The organism is Streptomyces turgidiscabies Car8 (assembly GCF_000331005.1).
Taxonomy (GTDB): Bacteria; Actinomycetota; Actinomycetes; order Streptomycetales; family Streptomycetaceae; genus Streptomyces; species Streptomyces turgidiscabies.
Window position 1 is genome coordinate 20,240 of record NZ_AEJB01000223.1, and the last position, 16,747, is coordinate 36,986.

The 16,747-nt window shown below is 69.5% G+C and carries 18 protein-coding genes and 1 pseudogene; 14 read left to right on the plus strand and 5 right to left on the minus strand.

The features are described from left to right. Window positions 1-145: 145 nt before the first annotated feature. Window positions 146-1,396: an acyltransferase family protein gene (locus STRTUCAR8_RS14685; protein WP_100247554.1), complete on the minus strand. Its 1,251-nt coding sequence runs from the start codon at window positions 1,394-1,396 to the stop codon at window positions 146-148. A 257-nt stretch (window positions 1,397-1,653) separates the two neighbouring features. Further along, complete coding sequence (locus STRTUCAR8_RS14690) at window positions 1,654-1,974, minus strand: hypothetical protein (RefSeq protein ID WP_006376536.1); 321 nt, start codon at window positions 1,972-1,974, stop codon at window positions 1,654-1,656. Between the two features lie 237 nt (window positions 1,975-2,211). On the opposite strand from STRTUCAR8_RS14690, the gene STRTUCAR8_RS14695 reads away from it, so the two are divergent. From STRTUCAR8_RS14695 to STRTUCAR8_RS14725, 8 genes and pseudogenes are all read left to right on the plus strand, one after another. Continuing rightward, on the plus strand, window positions 2,212-2,493 hold the full coding sequence (locus STRTUCAR8_RS14695) for a Scr1 family TA system antitoxin-like transcriptional regulator (RefSeq protein ID WP_044472213.1): 282 nt from the start codon (window positions 2,212-2,214) through the stop codon (window positions 2,491-2,493). Next, window positions 2,490-2,657: pseudogene (locus STRTUCAR8_RS53350) on the plus strand (DUF397 domain-containing protein); the annotation flags it as partial. The gene STRTUCAR8_RS14695 and the pseudogene STRTUCAR8_RS53350, both read left to right, overlap by 4 nt. 87 nt (window positions 2,658-2,744) lie before the next feature. Then, window positions 2,745-3,107 (plus strand): hypothetical protein, encoded by a 363-nt coding sequence (locus STRTUCAR8_RS53355; protein ID WP_199791684.1) that lies wholly within the window; start codon window positions 2,745-2,747, stop codon window positions 3,105-3,107. A gap of 20 nt (window positions 3,108-3,127) precedes the next feature. Beyond that, window positions 3,128-3,418, plus strand: coding sequence for a hypothetical protein (locus STRTUCAR8_RS14705; RefSeq protein WP_006376588.1), 291 nt, complete (start codon window positions 3,128-3,130; stop codon window positions 3,416-3,418). Window positions 3,419-3,541: 123 nt separating this feature from the next. Then, window positions 3,542-3,814, plus strand: coding sequence for a hypothetical protein (locus tag STRTUCAR8_RS14710; RefSeq protein WP_006376577.1), 273 nt, complete (start codon window positions 3,542-3,544; stop codon window positions 3,812-3,814). Beyond that, the gene (locus STRTUCAR8_RS14715; protein ID WP_006376553.1) at window positions 3,811-4,203 is read left to right on the plus strand and encodes a type II toxin-antitoxin system VapC family toxin; all 393 of its coding nucleotides are present in this window, start codon (window positions 3,811-3,813) and stop codon (window positions 4,201-4,203) included. The genes STRTUCAR8_RS14710 and STRTUCAR8_RS14715 overlap by 4 nt, the downstream gene beginning before the upstream one ends. Before the next feature lie 233 nt (window positions 4,204-4,436). Beyond that, window positions 4,437-5,369, plus strand: coding sequence for a hypothetical protein (locus STRTUCAR8_RS14720; protein WP_044472226.1), 933 nt, complete (start codon window positions 4,437-4,439; stop codon window positions 5,367-5,369). 113 nt (window positions 5,370-5,482) lie between these two features. Next, window positions 5,483-5,962, plus strand: a complete 480-nt coding sequence (locus tag STRTUCAR8_RS14725; RefSeq protein ID WP_006376566.1) for a hypothetical protein — start codon at window positions 5,483-5,485, stop codon at window positions 5,960-5,962. Between the two features lie 430 nt (window positions 5,963-6,392). Here the strand turns inward: STRTUCAR8_RS14725 and STRTUCAR8_RS14730 are convergent, their stop codons facing one another. Further along, a complete protein-coding gene (locus tag STRTUCAR8_RS14730; RefSeq protein ID WP_006376578.1) occupies window positions 6,393-6,947 on the minus strand; it encodes a hypothetical protein in 555 nt (184 codons plus the stop codon). Window positions 6,948-7,032: 85 nt separating this feature from the next. Next, window positions 7,033-7,374 (minus strand): DUF5713 family protein, encoded by a 342-nt coding sequence (locus STRTUCAR8_RS14735; RefSeq protein ID WP_006376518.1) that lies wholly within the window; start codon window positions 7,372-7,374, stop codon window positions 7,033-7,035. Window positions 7,375-7,649: 275 nt separating this feature from the next. Between STRTUCAR8_RS14735 and STRTUCAR8_RS14740 the strand changes: the two genes are divergently transcribed. The 5 genes from STRTUCAR8_RS14740 (at window position 7,650) to STRTUCAR8_RS14760 (ending at window position 14,976) form a co-directional block, all read left to right on the plus strand. Further along, the gene (locus STRTUCAR8_RS14740) at window positions 7,650-9,410 is read left to right on the plus strand and encodes a SpoIIE family protein phosphatase (RefSeq protein WP_006376552.1); all 1,761 of its coding nucleotides are present in this window, start codon (window positions 7,650-7,652) and stop codon (window positions 9,408-9,410) included. A gap of 37 nt (window positions 9,411-9,447) precedes the next feature. Continuing rightward, window positions 9,448-10,008, plus strand: a complete 561-nt coding sequence (locus STRTUCAR8_RS14745) for an SRPBCC family protein (RefSeq protein WP_006376575.1) — start codon at window positions 9,448-9,450, stop codon at window positions 10,006-10,008. Between the two features lie 102 nt (window positions 10,009-10,110). Continuing rightward, entirely contained in the window at window positions 10,111-13,179 is a 3,069-nt protein-coding gene (locus STRTUCAR8_RS48735) for an FG-GAP-like repeat-containing protein (RefSeq protein ID WP_006376541.1), read from the plus strand. 109 nt (window positions 13,180-13,288) lie between these two features. Further along, entirely contained in the window at window positions 13,289-14,158 is an 870-nt protein-coding gene (locus STRTUCAR8_RS14755) for an NAD(P)-dependent oxidoreductase (RefSeq protein WP_006376568.1), read from the plus strand. After that, window positions 14,155-14,976, plus strand: a complete 822-nt coding sequence (locus STRTUCAR8_RS14760; RefSeq protein WP_006376567.1) for an NAD(P)-dependent oxidoreductase — start codon at window positions 14,155-14,157, stop codon at window positions 14,974-14,976. Before STRTUCAR8_RS14755 ends, STRTUCAR8_RS14760 begins: the two co-directional genes overlap by 4 nt. A 59-nt stretch (window positions 14,977-15,035) precedes the next feature. Here STRTUCAR8_RS14760 and STRTUCAR8_RS14765 read toward each other — a convergent pair whose 3' ends face one another. Next, the gene (locus tag STRTUCAR8_RS14765) at window positions 15,036-15,974 is read right to left on the minus strand and encodes an alpha/beta hydrolase family protein (protein ID WP_006376579.1); all 939 of its coding nucleotides are present in this window, start codon (window positions 15,972-15,974) and stop codon (window positions 15,036-15,038) included. A 148-nt stretch (window positions 15,975-16,122) separates the two neighbouring features. On the opposite strand from STRTUCAR8_RS14765, the gene STRTUCAR8_RS14770 reads away from it, so the two are divergent. Then, window positions 16,123-16,713: a TetR/AcrR family transcriptional regulator gene (locus STRTUCAR8_RS14770; protein ID WP_006376544.1), complete on the plus strand. Its 591-nt coding sequence runs from the start codon at window positions 16,123-16,125 to the stop codon at window positions 16,711-16,713. Window positions 16,714-16,747 lie beyond the last annotated feature (34 nt).

A 16,747-nucleotide genomic window follows, 5' to 3' on the forward strand; every position in this document is an offset into this window, starting at 1 on the left:
CAACGCCCCTGCTGTGCACGCAGGTTGAACTGCCATGGCGGAAGTGCGGCGGCAGCACGTCGGGAGTTCGGCGGAAGGAGGAAACCCCGGGCCAGGAGGGTGACCCGGGGTTTCGGTAGAGGGGGCGCGGTCGGCCGTCGGCCGGTCAGGGCACGGACGAGGCGTTGCGCAGTCGCGCGAACGACGTATCCAGTCCGCGTTTCATCAGCCGCGCCAGGGGCGCTTCCACGAACTTGTGCACCAGCCAGCTCAGTGCGAGGAAGCCGGCGATGACGGAGACGACCAGAAGCCGGGCGTCCATGATGTCGCGCAGCCGGTTGATGAGCGTCGTACCGACCAGGTAGTGCATCAGATAGAACGGGTAGGTCAACGCACCCGCCGTGACCAGCCACTTCCAGCGGATACGGTCGGTGTAGCCGAGCGAGACGGCGACCATCACCAGCAGGAACACGGTGAAGATCAGTGTGCTTCCGCGCCAGCTGGAGACCCGTTCGACGGTGTCGATGCGATGCCCCAGTTCCCGCTGCCCCATCAGCCAGGTCAGGGCGAGGATGCCCCAGAGCAACAGGTCCTGGCCGAACCGGTACATGAGGTAGAGGGCGAGGCCGGCGATGAAGTACCAGGCACCCTCGGGGTTGACGATCAGCGTCGCCGGGCGGAAGCCGGCCGCCGGCGTGATCATCGCGGCGGCGCCCCAGAGGCAGCAGAACACCACGACCTTGCGGTACGTCAGCCCGGTCACGACGACTGCCATGAAGAGCAGGTAGAAGCGCAGCTCCGCCCACAGCGTCCAGTACACGTTGTCGACGTTCGGGCCGAACGAACCGGACTGCATCATCGTGAAGTTGAGCAGGATGTCACGTGCCCGGTGCCGCGGCCACACACCGGGCATGACCATCAGAGCCACGGAGGTGAAGATGATGCCGAACCAGTACGCCGGGTAGAGGCGGATCACTCGGGAGGTGAAGAACTGTCGAGGGGTGCGCCCCCAGCACGACATACAGATGACGAACCCGCTGATCACGAAGAAGATCTCGACGCCTACCCAGCCGTACGCGGAGAACCGGAACCAGGTCGGCATGATGTCGGAGGCCGGCCGGTCCCAGATCACGTTGCCCGGCTGGTTCGCCCGCCAGGTTCCGGCGTAGTGGTGGAGGGCCACGACGAGGGCGGCGAGCAGACGGAGCCCGTCGATGGCGTAGAGCCGGCGGTCACCGCGCCCCGGGATGGCGGCGTGCTTCGCGGCCGTCCGGGTGGGCTTCTTCGTCGTCCCGGCGGGCCCGCGCGACTGCTCGGTCGTGGCGAGCGGGAGCGGCTGCCGTGGGGAGGGGATCACCTTCTGCATCCCGCCCATGACCCGCCCCCGCATCGGCGGCCCACTGTCCGCGTCCTGCATCGACACCCGATTTCCCCCATCACACAGCTCGCCCACGTCAACCGGCCACGCCCCGAGAACGACGACGACGGCCGGCAGCGGAACGGCGGGCGCTTGCCCAGCAGTAATCACGGCAAACCCGCGAACACCGTAGAACCTCAAGGTTCACGCACAGAGACTTCTGGAGCAGAACGAGGGTTGTAGAGCGGATGAGGTCGAGTTTCGACGAGATGTGGAAGGTTTTGTTCCTGTTGATGTTGGTGCGGAGCCCCGTCCTCCTACGATTCGCCGAAGGGTTCGTCACTCCACCGGAACCAGGCCTGACTTCCCTGAATGTGCAAAAGGAATTCTGCAACGGGGCCTGACGGGGCTACGAGGGTGAGGGCGCGGGAGATGCGGTCGTAGGTGTCCTCGAACTCGTCGTACCGCTCCGCGTCGAGGAGGGCGAGCGTCTCGGAGAACCACGGCTCGACTGCGGCGAACGCCGGTTCGGGTACGAAACGCCCGCTCAGCCAGGGGAAGTCGGCGTCCTCGATCATGATCTCGCCGAGCAACACCTTGTCCCGCTCCAGGCGCCAGACCTGACCCTCGAAACCCATCTCGGCCCGCTTCCTTGTCCTCGTCGTGCCCCTCCTCACCCTCCGGCGCGCGAGGAAGGCCGAGCCTGTCGAAGAGCGGGGCGAACTGTTCCTCCGCGAAGACCTGGCGCGAACGCGGCACGTCCTCAACGAGGTTCACCGGCATGGCCGAACCGGTTGACCGGGCCCAAGCCAGGGCCTCCCGCTCTTCCAGCCTCTCGGCCACACCCTAAAATCCGCCACTGACAACGAAGGCCAATCGGGAAGCGGAAGAACATCACCGTGCAGGTGCTGCCGTTCAGCGCGGGTGCACTGGCTGCCCTGACCTCTGCTTTCTCCACCTTCAGCTTCGACGCGGAACCGACGGTGGAAGCCGTGACCCTGGAGAACCTGCGCGGCACATCGGTCCTCGAAGGGCCCGAGGATCTAACCGCTTACGCCAACGCGTACGACCTACTACGCTCGGCGGCACTGACACCGGACGCGAGTACGAGGCTCATCCGGCGTGTACTGCGGACCACCAAGGAAGACACATCGTGACCGAGGTTGCAGGCACCTTCCGGAAGTCGTCGTACTCGGGGACACAGAGCAACTGCGTAGAGGTCGCCGACACCATCACCGGCGGCCGAGCCGTACGCGACAGCAAGGACCGGCTCAGCGGACCGCTGCTCACCTTCGCCCCCGGCGGCCGGCAGGCGTTCCTGGTCGGTGCAAAGGACGGGGAGTTCGGTCGCGCCGCTCGCGGTGAGGCCTCAGCGACGAGTTTCACAGAATCACAGGTTCAGAAAGCGATGCACATGACCAGCCGGCATGCACCGACCACCACCCTGTGGCGTCCTACCGGCCCCAAGGAACTGGACCTGGTCCGTGATCTGAACTGGCGTGCGTGGCCGCCTCGACTGCCTGAGCAGCCGATCTTCTATCCGGTCCTCAACGAGGACTACGCGGTCAAGATCGCGCGGGACTGGAACGTGAAGCATGACGGTGCCGGCTTCGTCACCCGGTTCGAGGTCGACTCGGAGTTCCTGAGCCGGTATCCCGTCCAGCAGGCCGGCGGCCGGACCATCCTCGAACTCTGGATTCCGGCCGAGGAACTGGACGACCTCAACGACCACATCGTCGGCGAGATCCAGGTGGTTCACGAGTTCCGCTGAAGCAGGAGTCGCACCACCGCATGCCGTCCGAACCTGGGAGCCCGCCGGGCCCCGAGTGGGAGACCGTCTGCCGCGTCTGTGGATACGACGACGGAGTGGAGCCCTTCTGGGAACAGGGCTGGCCCAATGAAGGTGCCGTCTGCCCGTGCTGCGGCAACGAGCCGAGCATGAGCGACGTCGGCGTCATGGGGATCCGTAGCTACCGCGGGTACTGGCTCGGCCAGGGTGCCCCGTGGAGCTCACCCGGTTCCCGCCCGAAGGACTGGGACCTGCTGGAGCAGGTGGCCCACATTCCGGCCGAGTGGCGCTGACCACCACCCATTCGGAGACCCGCGGCCTGCTTCCCTGTGCGATGAGCCTTCCTCGTAGCGGCCCGCCACGAGTTCGAGTGTGTGATCAGTCTGAATAACAAAACTCTTGTTAAGGTCGGCGGCATGGCCACACCCCCCGCCCCCGGCGAAGGCCCCGTCCGCCCCGTCTCCGTCTCTCTCCATGAGGGCACCATCGCCGCCCTCAAGGAGCGGACCGGCAAACGAGGGATGTCCGCGTACGTCGAAGCCCTCATCCAGCGCCAGCTGGAGCGGGACCGGCTGCGCGAACTCATCGAAGAAGCCGAAGCCGAACACGGCCCGGTCGATCAGGCCGCCGTCGAGGCCAAGCGGGCGCTGCTGCGTGGAGGCACGGCCGACTCGGCGGACGCCGTGTGACGGGGACGCTCGTTCTAAACTGCGAGGGGCTGTCCAACGTCGTACGACGCACACCCGAGCTCACCGAGTGGCTCGCCGCTGCCGAAGCCGAGGACATTCGTGTGGTCGTCAGCTCCGTCACCCTCGTCGAAGCCCGCGATCCCAGGACCAGCCAGGCCCGTTTCGACCATGTGGTGTCCCGCGTCAACATCGTCCCGCCCACCGAGGCCATCGCCCGTCACGCGGGCAAGCTGCTCGCCGCAGCAGGCCTGCACGGGCACAAGTACGCCCTCGACGCGATCGTCGCCGCCACGGCACTCGCCTCACCGGCTCCGGTGACCGTCCTGACCTCGGACCCCGAGGATCTTTTCAGGCTGTGCGGCACGAGTGCCCATGTGATCAAGGTCTGACTGTCGGCTCTCCGGCGGCGGTGTCGTCGTACGCGTCGCAGACACGAAGCTGATCTCGCCGACGCACCCCGTGCTTCCTGGTCGTGGTCGTGCAAGGCGCTCCGGTAGCGGCCTGAGTGGTCCTGACAGATGTCAGGACAGCAGGCGGCGCCTCGCCGCGTACGTTGCTCTCGGTCCGCAGGGCGGCAACCGCGGACCGGGACTACGCGCCGCATCGGGGGAAGTGGGTGTTCATGAAGCGCATGTGCGCTGCTGCGCTCGTCGTGACGGCGGCTCTGGGCGTTGTCACTACGGGGTGTGGCCCGCAGGAGCGGGATGCGAAGCAGCCTGGGGCCGAGCGAGGAAACTCGGCCGACAGCAAGCAACTGCGCGAGCTGACCGACGCCGAGCAGCTCCGTATCGCGGATGCCCAACAGCGGTTGATCAAACGCTGCATGACGCGCAAGGGCTTCGATTTCTGGGAGGCGGAGCGGCTGAGCCTTGAGGAGAGCCGCACGCTCGGCTGGGTCACCGACGATGTCGCCTGGGCGAACAAGCACGGCTACGGCAGCCGTATCGACGCCAAGCACGAGCGCGCCCGGCTCACCAACAGAAACCTCGCCTACCGCAAAGGCCTCTCCGACGAGCGACGTGCGGCGTACGACAAGGCCCTGGACGAAGGCGTCGAGGCCCCCGTGATCACGGCCAAGGTGCCCACCGGCGGGACAGTCCGCAAGCGGGTGGGCGGCTGTGTGGCAGAGGCGGAGAGACAGTTGCACGGAGAGCCGGTTGCCTGGTTCCGTGCGGAGAAGACGACGATGGGTCTGCAACCCCTGTACGTCCCCCAGGTGATGGCCGACAAACGGTTCGCTTCGGCGCTGGTCTCCTGGTCCCGGTGCATGACCCGTGCCGGTCACCCGTTCCGCAATCCCCAAGAGGCCCGTCAGGCAGCCGTCGAGCAGGGCCTGAAGACAGGCCCTGACAAGGCGTTCGAGGCGGAACGGAAGCTCGCGGTCGCCGATGCGACATGCGCGAAGAACACCTCGCTCCGGTCCATCGGAAACGAGCGCGAGACCTATTACGTCAACAGGCTTCGCAGCCGGTACGGCAGCGACCTCGACACCTACGCGCGCCTCCAGCTCCAGGCCCTCGCCCGGGCCGCGGAGGTCGTCGAACCGCGCACGTGAGACCCCCGTTTCAGGATCTCCCGTGACGACGGCGCGCACGGTCACGCACCACGTCCATGGTCACCACCGTGGGATCAGCACATCTCCGATGAGACAGACAACCAGGAGTACACATGCGCAAGTTGACCACAGCGATCGCGACCTCGGGCCTGCTGGCCCTCGGTCTCGCCGTCCCAGCGTCCGCCCACGCAGCGGTGCAGAGCCAGGGGTACTGCGCAGCGGAGTGGAGCAGCCACGGCCGCGACGGTAACGTCCGCGCCTGGTCCGGGTACGACTGCACGGGCACGCTCCTCGGAGTCACCCCCGGCAACGACCCCGACTGGAGCGACAGCTCGGGGCCCTTCCAGGGCAGCGACTGGAACCAGCCGAAGTCCGTCGCGAACAACGGCACGATCGGGGGCAACGACGTCGTCGCCTTCTACCTGGCGCTCAACTACGCCTACGAGCACGGGTACGTCTGCCTCTCACCGTACGAGCTGTACGCGGACGACGTGACCGACAACCAGTACACCAGCGGCAGCGTGCCCACCCACATCTCCTCCCACCGGTGGGTGCAGAGCTCCGGCTGCGCCGCGAACAGCTGGCTCACCTGACCGACCTCGCCGTCCCAGCCGCGTGTACAGGTGAACGAGCGGGCCGTCGAACTGCGCCCAGCAGTACGGTGGCCCGCTCACGTCCGCCAGACGCCGCACCGCCGACGGCAACGCCGTCGTACCGGTCTCCGGCAGCGCTGATGACGGCAGCCGTAGCCTGGCCTCATGACGCGCAAGGGCAGGTATCGGTGGCGGACCCGGCTACGGCGGGGCCTGCCGTGGTTCCTGGTCGATCGGGGGATCGCCGGGAAAGGCACCGCTGACTGCGGTGCGCACGAGTGGTACAACCACGACGGCGTTGTCGCGCGTTGCTACCACTGTGAGGTCGGCGAGCGGTCCTGGCGGTGACGGGCCGGGACGGCACCGTAGCCATCAACGTGTGACTGCGCCCCTCGGGTTGCCCCAGCCGTCCGTGAAGGGGACAACTCGCTCAGCCGGTGGCCTGGGGAGTGTCCAGGGATTCGGCGAAGTCGGCGAGGGTGCGGAAGTCGTCTTCGAGCAGGCCGATTCGCGGATTCACGTGGTGCAGGAGCCCGGGCCCGTGGTGGTGGGCGGCCACGTACGCCTGGTCCAGAACGCTTTGTTCGTCGTCCACCCAGGCGAAGGCACGGCCGTCGGCGTAGTCCACGAGGGGAGCGGTCTTCCAGTGAATCCCGTCGGGGCGGTCCTGGAACAACGCGTCGCCGAAATCGACGAAGGGGAGTTCGGGAAGCCCGAGTACCGGGGCGATCCACCGGTTGGCTTTGTCCATCCATGTGGTGGCCCAGCACAGTTCGTAACCGAGCTGGAGAAGTGATCGCCCGTGCTCCGGGTTGAGCCAGACCCGCAAGGGGCGCCGCCGGGACGAAAGTCCCCGGTGTTCGTCCGAGGTTCCGCTGTTGTGAGGCACTCGGAGAGTCGTGTAGCCGACGGGACGCCTCTCCGGTTGGGCCGCGTAGGGATTGAGCGGCCCGTCCACGTCGAGGAACAGCAGCGGTCGGTTCACCGGTAGCTCCCCCGGTCCTGCTCCAGAGCGGCTGTGCCGTGAAGCGTAGCCGCGCACGAGCCTGCCGCTGCGGCCGGCTTGTCCCTCACCACTCCCGGGTGGCGATCAGCTCTTCCACGTCCGCGTCCGTGAACCCGTAGGCCTGTGCGACGAACCAGAAGTTCTCGCCGATCTCCTCGCGGGCAACCGTCTCGATCTCGCTCCCGGCGGCCCCGAACTCCGCGTCCAGGAGGTTGAACTCCTCCGTCGCCGCGTGGGTCAACACGTACAGGGCTGCCAGATCCGACGGCTGCTCGGCCTCGATCCGCTCGCACAGCCGCACCAGGATCGTCCTGCCCTTGTCGACGACGTGGTCGGGGTAGTACGAGTCCTCGTACATCAGCCCCAGAAACGCGTGCCCCGCTGCCTGCTGGTTCGTGATCGGCATGTGTCCCGCCCCGGTAGAGAAGAAGTGATGCGCCGATCATGCACGCCACCACTGACAACGATGGTGTCCATCAGGGTCCGACCGGTCGTGAGCAGCCCGCATGCGGCGGGGCCGGCCCCTCCCAGGGGCGCCGCAGGCAGGCCGTCAGCCGTCCGGGAGAGGGGGCGACGGTGAGCCATGACCAGCGCTCGGCTGCGGCACGAACGCGAGGTGGCCCGAACATCTCCTCCCCACCTCCACATGCGCTCCCCCCCGACTCGTGATCGGATGCTGGAGTGGACCGGCAGCGGGCCGGCGACATGGGCGCGGGCAAAAGTGAGGGTGAGGGCCTGGGCGTGGAGGCGCCGGAGGGTGATCCGGGCTTCTGGCGCGTCTGGTCCGCGCGGGTGCGTGAGCTGCTCGGGCAGATTCTCGACGGGACGCCCGCCGCCATCGCCGTCCTCGACACCGAGCTGCGCTTCCGGTACGTCAACGCCACCCTGGCGCGGATGAACGGCGTACCGGCCGCCGAGCACATCGGGCGTACCGTCGCCGAGGTCGTCCCGGGTGTCGAGGCACGTGAGGACGTACTGCGGGCCGTCATCGACGACGGCGTCCCCCGCGAGACGATCTCCAGCGGTCACACGCAGGCCGACTCACCCCTGGAGCGCCGCTACTGGCACGGCGCCTACCACCGGCTGCGGCAGGACGGCCAGACCCTCGGCATCGTCGGCATCGTCCTGGAGATCTCCGCCGCCCGGCAGGAGCAGCGGGAGCTGGAGCGGGCCCGCGAGCGACTCGCCCTGCTCGACGAGGCCGCCACCCGTGTCGGTACCACCCTGGACATGGACACCACCTGCCAGGAGCTGGCCGAGTTCCTGGTGGCGAAGCTCGCCGACGCCGCCACCGTGAAGGTCCTCCCCGAGCACGGCACCAGCCGGGCGCCCCGCGACGGATCGCTGCGGCTGCGCCGGGCGGCCCTCGCGGCGGTGCCCGAGCTGGAGACGGTGATGCGGCCACTGGGGCGGCCCGGCGAGTACGTCGACCACCAGCCCGGCTCGTCCGTCGTCCGGTGCCTGGCGGCCGGGCGGCCGGTGATCGACAACCTGATGGACGAGCAGGACATGGGCCGCGCCGGGGCCCACACCGGGAACGTCTCCGCCTATCTGGCCGCCGGCATCCACTCCGCCCTGATCGTGCCGCTGACCGCGCGCGGCCACGACGTGGGCACCGTCACCATGGTCCGGGCCGGCGAGTCACCCGTGTTCGACGAGACCGACGCCGTGATCGCCCAGGACCTGGCCGGCCGGGCCGCCATCAGCCTGGACAACGCCCGCCGCTACACCACCGAGCACGACGCCGTCGTCCAGCTGCAGCGCGCCCTGCTGGCCGAGCCGGGCCGGCCGCACCCCGACATCGATGTCGCCTACCGTTACCGGCCCGCCGGACGGGGTGTGCTCGTCGGCGGGGACTGGTTCGAGACCGTCGCCCTCGACCACGGACGTACGCTGCTGGCCCTCGGCGACGTGATGGGCCACGGTCTGGAGGCCGCCGTCGCGATGAGCCGCTACCAGGCCATGCTGCGTGTGGTCGCCGCCCGTGAACCCGGCCCCGACCGCATCCTGCTCGAACTCGACCACCTGCTGCACACCACCGCCGCCGACCGCCCCGCGACCTGCCTGATCGCCATCGCCGACCCGCGCCGCGGCACCTGCACCTACGCCAGCGCCGGGCACCTGCCCCCTGTCGTCTTCCGCCCCGACGGCCTGGCCACGCTCCTCCCCGTGCCGCCCGGCCCGCCGCTGGGCACCGGCCACAGCCGCTACGACTCCTTCACGGCCCCCTGCGAGCCGGGCCACACCCTTCTCCTCTACACCGACGGCCTGATCGAACGCCGCCACGAGGACATCGACGCCTCTCTGCGCCGCCTCACCCGCATCCGGGGCTGCCCGGCCCCCGAGGACCTTCTCGACCTGGTCCTCGACCAGGTCGCCCCCATCGACCCGGAGGACGACATCGCGCTGGTCGCCGCCCGGTACAACCTGCCCGGAAGCTAGAATTCCCGGCCGGTCGACGAGAGGGAGCAAAAGCGCCATGGCAGCGGAGCGAGCGCAGCAGCAGGAGGAGGAAGGGCAAGTGGAGGAGGCGAAGGTGGTGGAGCGGTTCGAGGTGGTCCGGGTCATCGCGGCACCGGCGGCCCGGATATTCGGCCTTCTCTGCGACCCCGACGGGCATGTGGCGATCGACAGTTCGGGCATGCTCCAGGCCGCCGACGGCGAGGCCGTGCGCGCGGCCGGGGACTCGTTCGTCGTGCACATGGACCGCGAGGCGCTGAACGACCGGCCGATGGGCCGCTACGACGTCACCGTGGAGATCACCCGGTTCGAGCAGGACACGCTCATCGAGTGGACCCCGACGTCCCCCGGCTTCCAGCCCTCCGTCAACCACCACTTCGGCTACCGGCTCCGCCCCACCGCGGACGGCACCGAGGTCACCTCGTACTACGACTGGAGCCGCATCCACGAGCGCTACCGGGCCGCCGGGGTGTTCCCCATCCTCCAGGAGTCGGCGCTGCGGGCGACGTTGGGGATTCTCGCGCGGACCGTCGAGCGGGATGTCCGAAGCGTGCGGAATGTTGACCAGTACCTGACCTGATGGCTGTGGGGCCGCTGTTAACCTCGTGACGCTTGTCATGGGGGGACAGCCGGGGGGCTGGACCATCTCTTTTCCGTCCAGCCGCTGTCCAGGAGACCCACGTTGGCCCGTCGTCGCCGTACCGCTGCCCGTGGCGCCACAGCCGCCTTCGCCGTTCTCATCGTGACCGCCGGTCCCGGCCCGCTGTCCGTCCCAGCGGGCGCGGAGACCACCGCTGCCGCCACGGCCGGCGCGGACACCGTCTTCCAGTCGGGCCGGTATGTCCCGCGCGGGGACCGGGTGTACTCCGCCGGTCCGAGCGGCTATCTCCACGCCCAGGAGGGCCGGTCGGGCTACCTCTGGACGTCGTACGGCACCGGTACGACGACCGAGTTGGGCGAACTCCCCCGGGCTGAATTCGCGGCGTACCTCGGCTCGTCGTCCGACACCGTGACCGATGTCGTCTCGTCGACCTCGAAGGTCGTCCTGCGAGACATGGCCGCCGGTACGTCGACCGATGTCACCCTCACCCACGGCGCGTACTGGGCCACGTACGGCAGACATGTGCTGACGCAGGCTCGGGATGCCGCCGGAAACCGGGGGTTGTGGCTCTATGGCGACGGCGCGCCCGCCGAGGGCACGACCGTCGACGGCTGGCCGACCGGGATCACCAGCAATTTCGTCGCCCTGGGCGGCGACGCCGACACCGCCGTCATCAGTTACGCGCTCGGCGGTCAGCGCCACCTCGCCCTGGTGGACCTGGCCGCCGCGAAGGTCACCGGCGACGTGATCGTGTCCACCGCGCCGACGGCCGTCGCGCTGAGCGCGGACAGACTGGTCTGGTCCGCCACACTCACCACCGCCCACGTCCTGGACCGCGCCGACCTCTCGGCCGCCGAGACGACGGTGACGCTGCCGGGCACCGAGGGCACCCCCTATCTGGGCATCGCCGGGCGCTGGCTGGTGGTCGCCCGTTCCGTCCCCTCGTCTTCCGGCTCCGGCACTTCCGGCCAACGGCTCATGGCCGTCCCGCTGGCGGGCGGTGACCCGGCCGTCCTGCTCCCGCACGCGAGCACCTCGCTCACGCCCACGCCCGACGGCGGCCTGCTGGTCGCGGGTGGTGCCGACTCCGGGCACTGGGCGGTACGGAAGGTCGCCGACACGGGGGCGGACGCGCCGACGCTGACAGAGGTGACCGCTGTTCCGGCGGTGGCCGCGCGGATCGATCATCTGTCGCTGCAGAACGGCAACCTGGCGACCGACGAGGCCAACAGCAGCTTCATGGGCGCCTATTACACCCGGCGGATCTCGACGACCGGGACGTCCTACTCGCCGGGACCGTCGACCTGGCAGACGTGGGACGGCCGCGGGGCGGGTCCGTACGCCACCGGCAGCGGGCTCGCGGTGACGTTCAGCGACTCTCCCGACCCGTCCATCGGGTCGTACGTCCAGTCGATCGACGCCGACCCGGCGGGCTTCTTCATGCCGTCCGCCTCCGGCAGCGTCCTCGACATCACCGGCCGTTATGTGATCGTCAACGGCACCTCCCCCGCCAGGCAGTACGTCGGCGACCTCGGCGTCAACACGGACCCGAACCCGATCCTCACCCGCTCCGTCACCGCTGCCTCCGTCTGGGGATCCCGGCTCTGGACCCCGGGCACCGCCAACGGCGTCGTCACCGCCCGGGACCTGAAGACCGGCAGGACGACCGACACCGTCAGCACCGGTGCTCCCTGCGTCGCCAAGGAACTCCAGACCGTCGGTCGCTGGGTCTACTGGTCCTGCGGCCCCACCGCGTCGGCCGGCGTCTGGGACCGTACGACGAAGAAGAACATCCCCGTCCCGTCCGGCGAGGCCCTGCTCGGCGACGGCTACCTCGTACGCCACGACACCTCGGCCGGGGTTCTGCTCCTTACCGACTTCGCCGACGGCAGCGCGGCCACCCGGCAGATCGGCGAGCTCGCTGCGGGCAACTCCAGCCTGCGCGGGGCGAGTTGGACCGTGGACAAGTTCGGCGGACCTGCGGCGTACGTCGACGCGGCCAACCGGATCCATCTGGTACCCAGCGGAGTCGTCCCCCAGCCGCTCGGCATCGTCGAGTCCGAGGCCACCGACAACAAGCACGACGGCGACGGGGAGACCAACCCGTGGTGGCAGTGGCGCGGACTGCTGAGCAGGCCCGCCTCGTCCTGGAAGGCCACGATCACCAGTAAGGCCACCGGCGCCCTGATCCGTACGTTCACCGGTGGTGAGGCGGACAGCGCACCGACCGTGCGCTGGAACCTGCGCGACACGGCGGGTGTCATGGTCCCCAACGGCGCGTACACGTTCACGCTGACAGCTCCGCCCGCCGACGGCTCCGGCGCGACGCTGACGATGTCCCGCACGGTGAACATCTCCACCGCGGCGCCGGTACGCCACGACTACATCAACAACTCCTGGGAGCCCGACGGCATCGGCGACGTCGTCGGCCTCAAGCCGTCCGGCGTCATCAGCTACATCCCCGGCAACGGGAAGGGTGCGTTCGGCACCACCATGTCGGCCTCGGGCTGGCCCTCCACGGTGACGCTGGTCCCGTTCGGCGACCTGAACGGCGACCGCGACAACGACATCCTCGTCCGGTTCGGCAGCGGCGAGCTGCGGGCGTACCGGACCGGGCACGCGCAGACCTTCACCACCAGCACCGCGCGCACCTCCTTCGGCACCGGCTGGAACCAGTACAACGTCCTCACCTACCCGGGCGACATCACCGGCGACGGCCGCCCCGACCTGATCGCGCGCAAGGCGTCCACGGGTGAGGTGTTCCTCTACAAGGGGACCAGCGGGAACAGGCTGGCCGCACGGGTGCGTATCGCCGCCGACTGGTCGGCGTACAAGAGGATCGTGGGCGTCGGCGACTTCAACGGCGACGGCCGCGGCGACCTGCTGGCCCAGGACAAGTCCAACACCCTGTGGCGGTTCGACGGCACGGGCACCGGCGGTTTCAAGGCGCGGGTGAAGGTAGCCGCCAACTGGGGCTCGAACTACAACGCCGTCATCGGCGTCGGCGACATCACCGGCGACGCGAGGGCGGACATCGTCTCGCGTGACACGGCCGGGAACGTGTGGCGCAACTCCGGGAACGGCAAGGGGTCGTTCGGGCCCCGTACGAGGATCGCGACGGGCTGGCAGACGTACAAGGGGCTGTACTGAGGCGCGGGGCACCGCTACTGTCCTGAGCGGGAAGAGAACCTTCTTCTCACTCAGGAGAACCTGAGAACCAAAGACCTGATCCTGCTGTGCGGCCGACACCGGAGGAGCAGTGAGGCTCGGATTCATCGGGGCGGGCCGGATGGGCCGCCCGATCGTCGACCGCCTGCGGGCCGCCGGCCACGAGGTCACCGTTCTCGTACGCCGCCCGGAGTCCCGTCCGTCCACCGAGGCCGACGGCCTCACCTGCGCCGGAACGGTCGCGGAGACCGTCCGGGGCGCCGAGGCCGTGTTCGTCGCCGTCCTGACGGACGAGCAGGTGCGGTCGGTGTGCCTGGGCCCGGACGGCGCCCTCACGGCGATGCGCCCCGGGGCGACCCTCGTCCAGCACACCACCTCCGACCCGGCGACCGCCCGACTCCTCACGGAGGGCGCGGTCGAGCGCGGGATCAGGGTGCTCGACGCGGCGCTCTCGGGCAGCCCGCAGGACATCACCGAAGGGCGACTGACGCTGTGGGTGGGCGGGGACGAGACGGTTCTGGCGGACGTACGACCGCTGCTGGCGACGTACGCCTCACCAATCCTGCGGGTCGGGGCGGAAGCCGGGGACGGGCAGCGTGTGAAGCTCGTGAACAACGCGCTGTTCGTCGCCCAGGTCGGGCTCGCGATCGACGCCGTACGGCTGGCGGGCTCGCTCGGGATCGACGAACGGACCCTCCTGGGCGCGTTGCCGCACGGCAGCGGGGCGAGCCGCGCCCTGGCCGTCGTGGCCGGCGGGGGTTCGGTCGACGCGGTCGCGGAACGGCTGGCGACGCTCATGCGCAAGGACGTCACCGTGGTGCACGAGGTCGCGCGGAACGCGGGAGCCGACCTCGGGATCATCGGGACGGTGCTGGCTTCGGAGGCGGTGGCGGAGAAGGTGCTGGGGGCTGCGCGGACACCGGACGACCAGGGCACGGGGACTCGGAGGGCGGCATCGTGAAGGTCGGTTTCATCGGGCTCGGCAACATGGGGCTGCCGATGGCACAGCGCATCCGGGCCGAGGGTCACGACCTCACCCTGTACGCCCGACGACCGGATTCCCTCGAACCCTTCGCGGGCGCGGAGGGCGTGACGTTCGCGGCGACCCCTGCCGAACTGGGCGCGGGGGTCGACGCGGTCGGCATCTGCGTCTTCGACGCGGCGGGCGTGGAGGAGGTCCTGTTCGGGCCGGACGGGCTGGCCGGCGCCCTCGGGGCAGGGAGCGTGGTGCTCGTCCACAGCACGCTGTCCCCCGCGCAGATACGGGGGATAGCCGAGCGTGCGACACCGTACGGCCTCCGCGTCCTCGACGCACCGGTGAGCGGGGGCCAAGGCCGGGCTCTCGCAGGCGAGTTGACGATCATGGTGGGCGGGGAGGCGGAGGCGCTGGCCGAGGTTGCCGAGCTGCTGGCCGCGCTCTCAGGACAGGTTGTGCACCTGGGCGGGGTCGGGGCCGGGTCGTACGCGAAGCTCGTCAACAACACCCTGTTCGCCGCTCAGATCGCCCTCGCCGACGACGCGATGCGGGCCGGTGAGGCGTTGGGCATCGACCCGGCGGGCCTCGCCGCCATCCTGACGACGAGCAGTTCGGCCTGCGTCGCCTCGGGCGTACGGCTGCGGGCCGGTTCCCTGGCCGGGATCGCCGGTACGCCGGCCGACGCGACCCTCACCAAGGACGTCACCCTGACGGCGGACCTGCTCGGCGACGCTCCCGGCAGCGAACTGGTGGACGTGGCAAGGCGGTTCGTCACCGGGATGCGTGCGAGCGACCGGCCCTGATCACACCCTGAGCACACAGCCCGCCGGGCAGCCGGTCACGTGGCCCACCGGTCACCCGGTCACTTGGACTCCACCCGGCCGACCGGGTCGGTGTCGGCCGTCAGCTCGTCTCGCGCCGTCCGCCAGGCGGGGTCGCCGGGGTAGAGCTCGCTGCGGAGGTACGCCCAGGTGAGCCGCCGGAGTGCGGACACCCGCGCCGGGTTCTCGTCCGTGGTCTCGGCTACGTCGTACCCGGAGATGCCGCCGAGACCGTGCTCCGCGTCGACGAGGGTGAGCAGGGACTTGGGGCCGGGGGCGAGGGTGTACGGATCGGTGTGCCAGTCCGGGCCCATGACGGTCAGGTGGGCGGAGGCGTCCTTCTCACCGGCGACCACGAGCGCGGGTGTCGTCATACGGGAGAAGTCGGTGGTCGAGAAGAAGGGCCAGTTCTCCCTGACGTGCGGGGTGAGGGCATCGCCTCCCCGGCCGGGCGCGGCGAGCAGTACGCCCGCCCTGATCCGGGGCTCGGTGAGGTCCGCTTCCTCCCCGTCCTGCGGGTCGGTGAGCCTGGCGCCGAGCAACAGGCTCGCGGTGTGGCCGCCCATCGAGTGCCCGGCGACAGCGACCCTGTCCCGGTCCAGCCGCCCGGGGAGTTGGGGAACGGCGGCCTCGATCTCGTCGAGCCGATCGAGGACGCGCGACATGTCCTCGGCGCGCGATCGCCAGTAGAGGGGTGCGCCGGGGGTGTCGGCGGGCAGGTTCAGCGTCGTCGAGCTGAGATGGGTGGGCTGGATCACGACGAAGCCGTGTGCCGCCCAGTAGTTGACGAGCGGGGCGTAGCCGTTGAGGGAGGAGAGGTTGTTCGAGTAGCCCTGGCCGTGCGAGAGGAGGACGACCGGCAGGTCACCGTTCCCGGTGACGGACACAGCGGGTGCGGAGACACGTAACCGCAGGTCCACGGCCCGGTCAGGGGTCGGCAGCACTATCGGGGCGATCGAGAGGACAGGGGTTCCCGTCATGACGCGCACTTCCCTTACACTGAGGGCCTAAGCGGAACGTTGCTCCGTTTACGATACGGAGCACTGTTCCGCTTTGTCAAAGGTGGAAAAGACATAGACGGTGAAGGCGTGGACGGCGCAGAAGGCGGAGAAGGCGGAGGAAGACAGCGTGGCGAACTCTGCAGGCAGGCCGGGGGAGTTGCCGACCCGAGGCAAACGGGCCGACGCGCAGCGCAACCAGCAGACGCTCCTCACCGCGGCCGCCGCGGTGTTCGTCACGTCCGGCGTCGACGCGCCGATCCGTGAGATCGCGGCCAGGGCGGGCGTCGGGATGGGGACGATCTACCGGCACTTCCCGACGCGGGCGGACCTGGTCGTCGCCGTCTACCGGCACCAGGTCGAGGCCTGCGCCGAGGCCGGCCCGAGCCTGCTGGCGGGCGCCGGCTCACCGCTCGTGGCACTCCGTCAGTGGGTCGACCTGTTCGTCGACTTCCTGGTCACCAAGCACGGCCTCGCCAACGCGATGCAGTCGGACACCAGTGGCTTCGACGCCCTGCACGCCTACTTCCTCGACCGCCTGGTCCCCGTCTGCGCCCGGTTGCTGGACGCGGCGGTCGACGCCGACGAGATCAGGCCCGGCACCCAGGCCTACGAGCTGATGCGCGGCATCGGCAACCTCTGCATCGGGCACGACAGCGACGGGCGCTACGACCCGCGGCGCCTGGTCGAACTGCTCCTGCGGGGGTTGGCGAGGGACTGACGACGCCGGGCGGGTGCCTGGAACCGTTTGCCGC

Bases quoted from the DNA above. Each gene is read 5' to 3' on its own strand.
- STRTUCAR8_RS14725 (WP_006376566.1), top strand. From the start codon at position 5,483: ATGCGCAAGTTGACCACAGCGATCGCGACCTCGGGCCTGCTGGCCCTC.
- STRTUCAR8_RS14745 (WP_006376575.1), top strand. From the start codon at position 9,448: ATGGCAGCGGAGCGAGCGCAGCAGCAGGAGGAGGAAGGGCAAGTGGAG.
- STRTUCAR8_RS14735 (WP_006376518.1), bottom strand. From the start codon at position 7,374: ATGCCGATCACGAACCAGCAGGCAGCGGGGCACGCGTTTCTGGGGCTG.
- STRTUCAR8_RS14720 (WP_044472226.1), top strand. From the start codon at position 4,437: ATGAAGCGCATGTGCGCTGCTGCGCTCGTCGTGACGGCGGCTCTGGGC.
- STRTUCAR8_RS14685 (WP_100247554.1), bottom strand. From the start codon at position 1,396: ATGCAGGACGCGGACAGTGGGCCGCCGATGCGGGGGCGGGTCATGGGC.
- STRTUCAR8_RS14705 (WP_006376588.1), top strand. From the start codon at position 3,128: ATGCCGTCCGAACCTGGGAGCCCGCCGGGCCCCGAGTGGGAGACCGTC.
- STRTUCAR8_RS14765 (WP_006376579.1), bottom strand. From the start codon at position 15,974: ATGACGGGAACCCCTGTCCTCTCGATCGCCCCGATAGTGCTGCCGACC.
- STRTUCAR8_RS14690 (WP_006376536.1), bottom strand. From the start codon at position 1,974: ATGGGTTTCGAGGGTCAGGTCTGGCGCCTGGAGCGGGACAAGGTGTTG.
- STRTUCAR8_RS53355 (WP_199791684.1), top strand. From the start codon at position 2,745: ATGCACATGACCAGCCGGCATGCACCGACCACCACCCTGTGGCGTCCT.
- STRTUCAR8_RS14710 (WP_006376577.1), top strand. From the start codon at position 3,542: ATGGCCACACCCCCCGCCCCCGGCGAAGGCCCCGTCCGCCCCGTCTCC.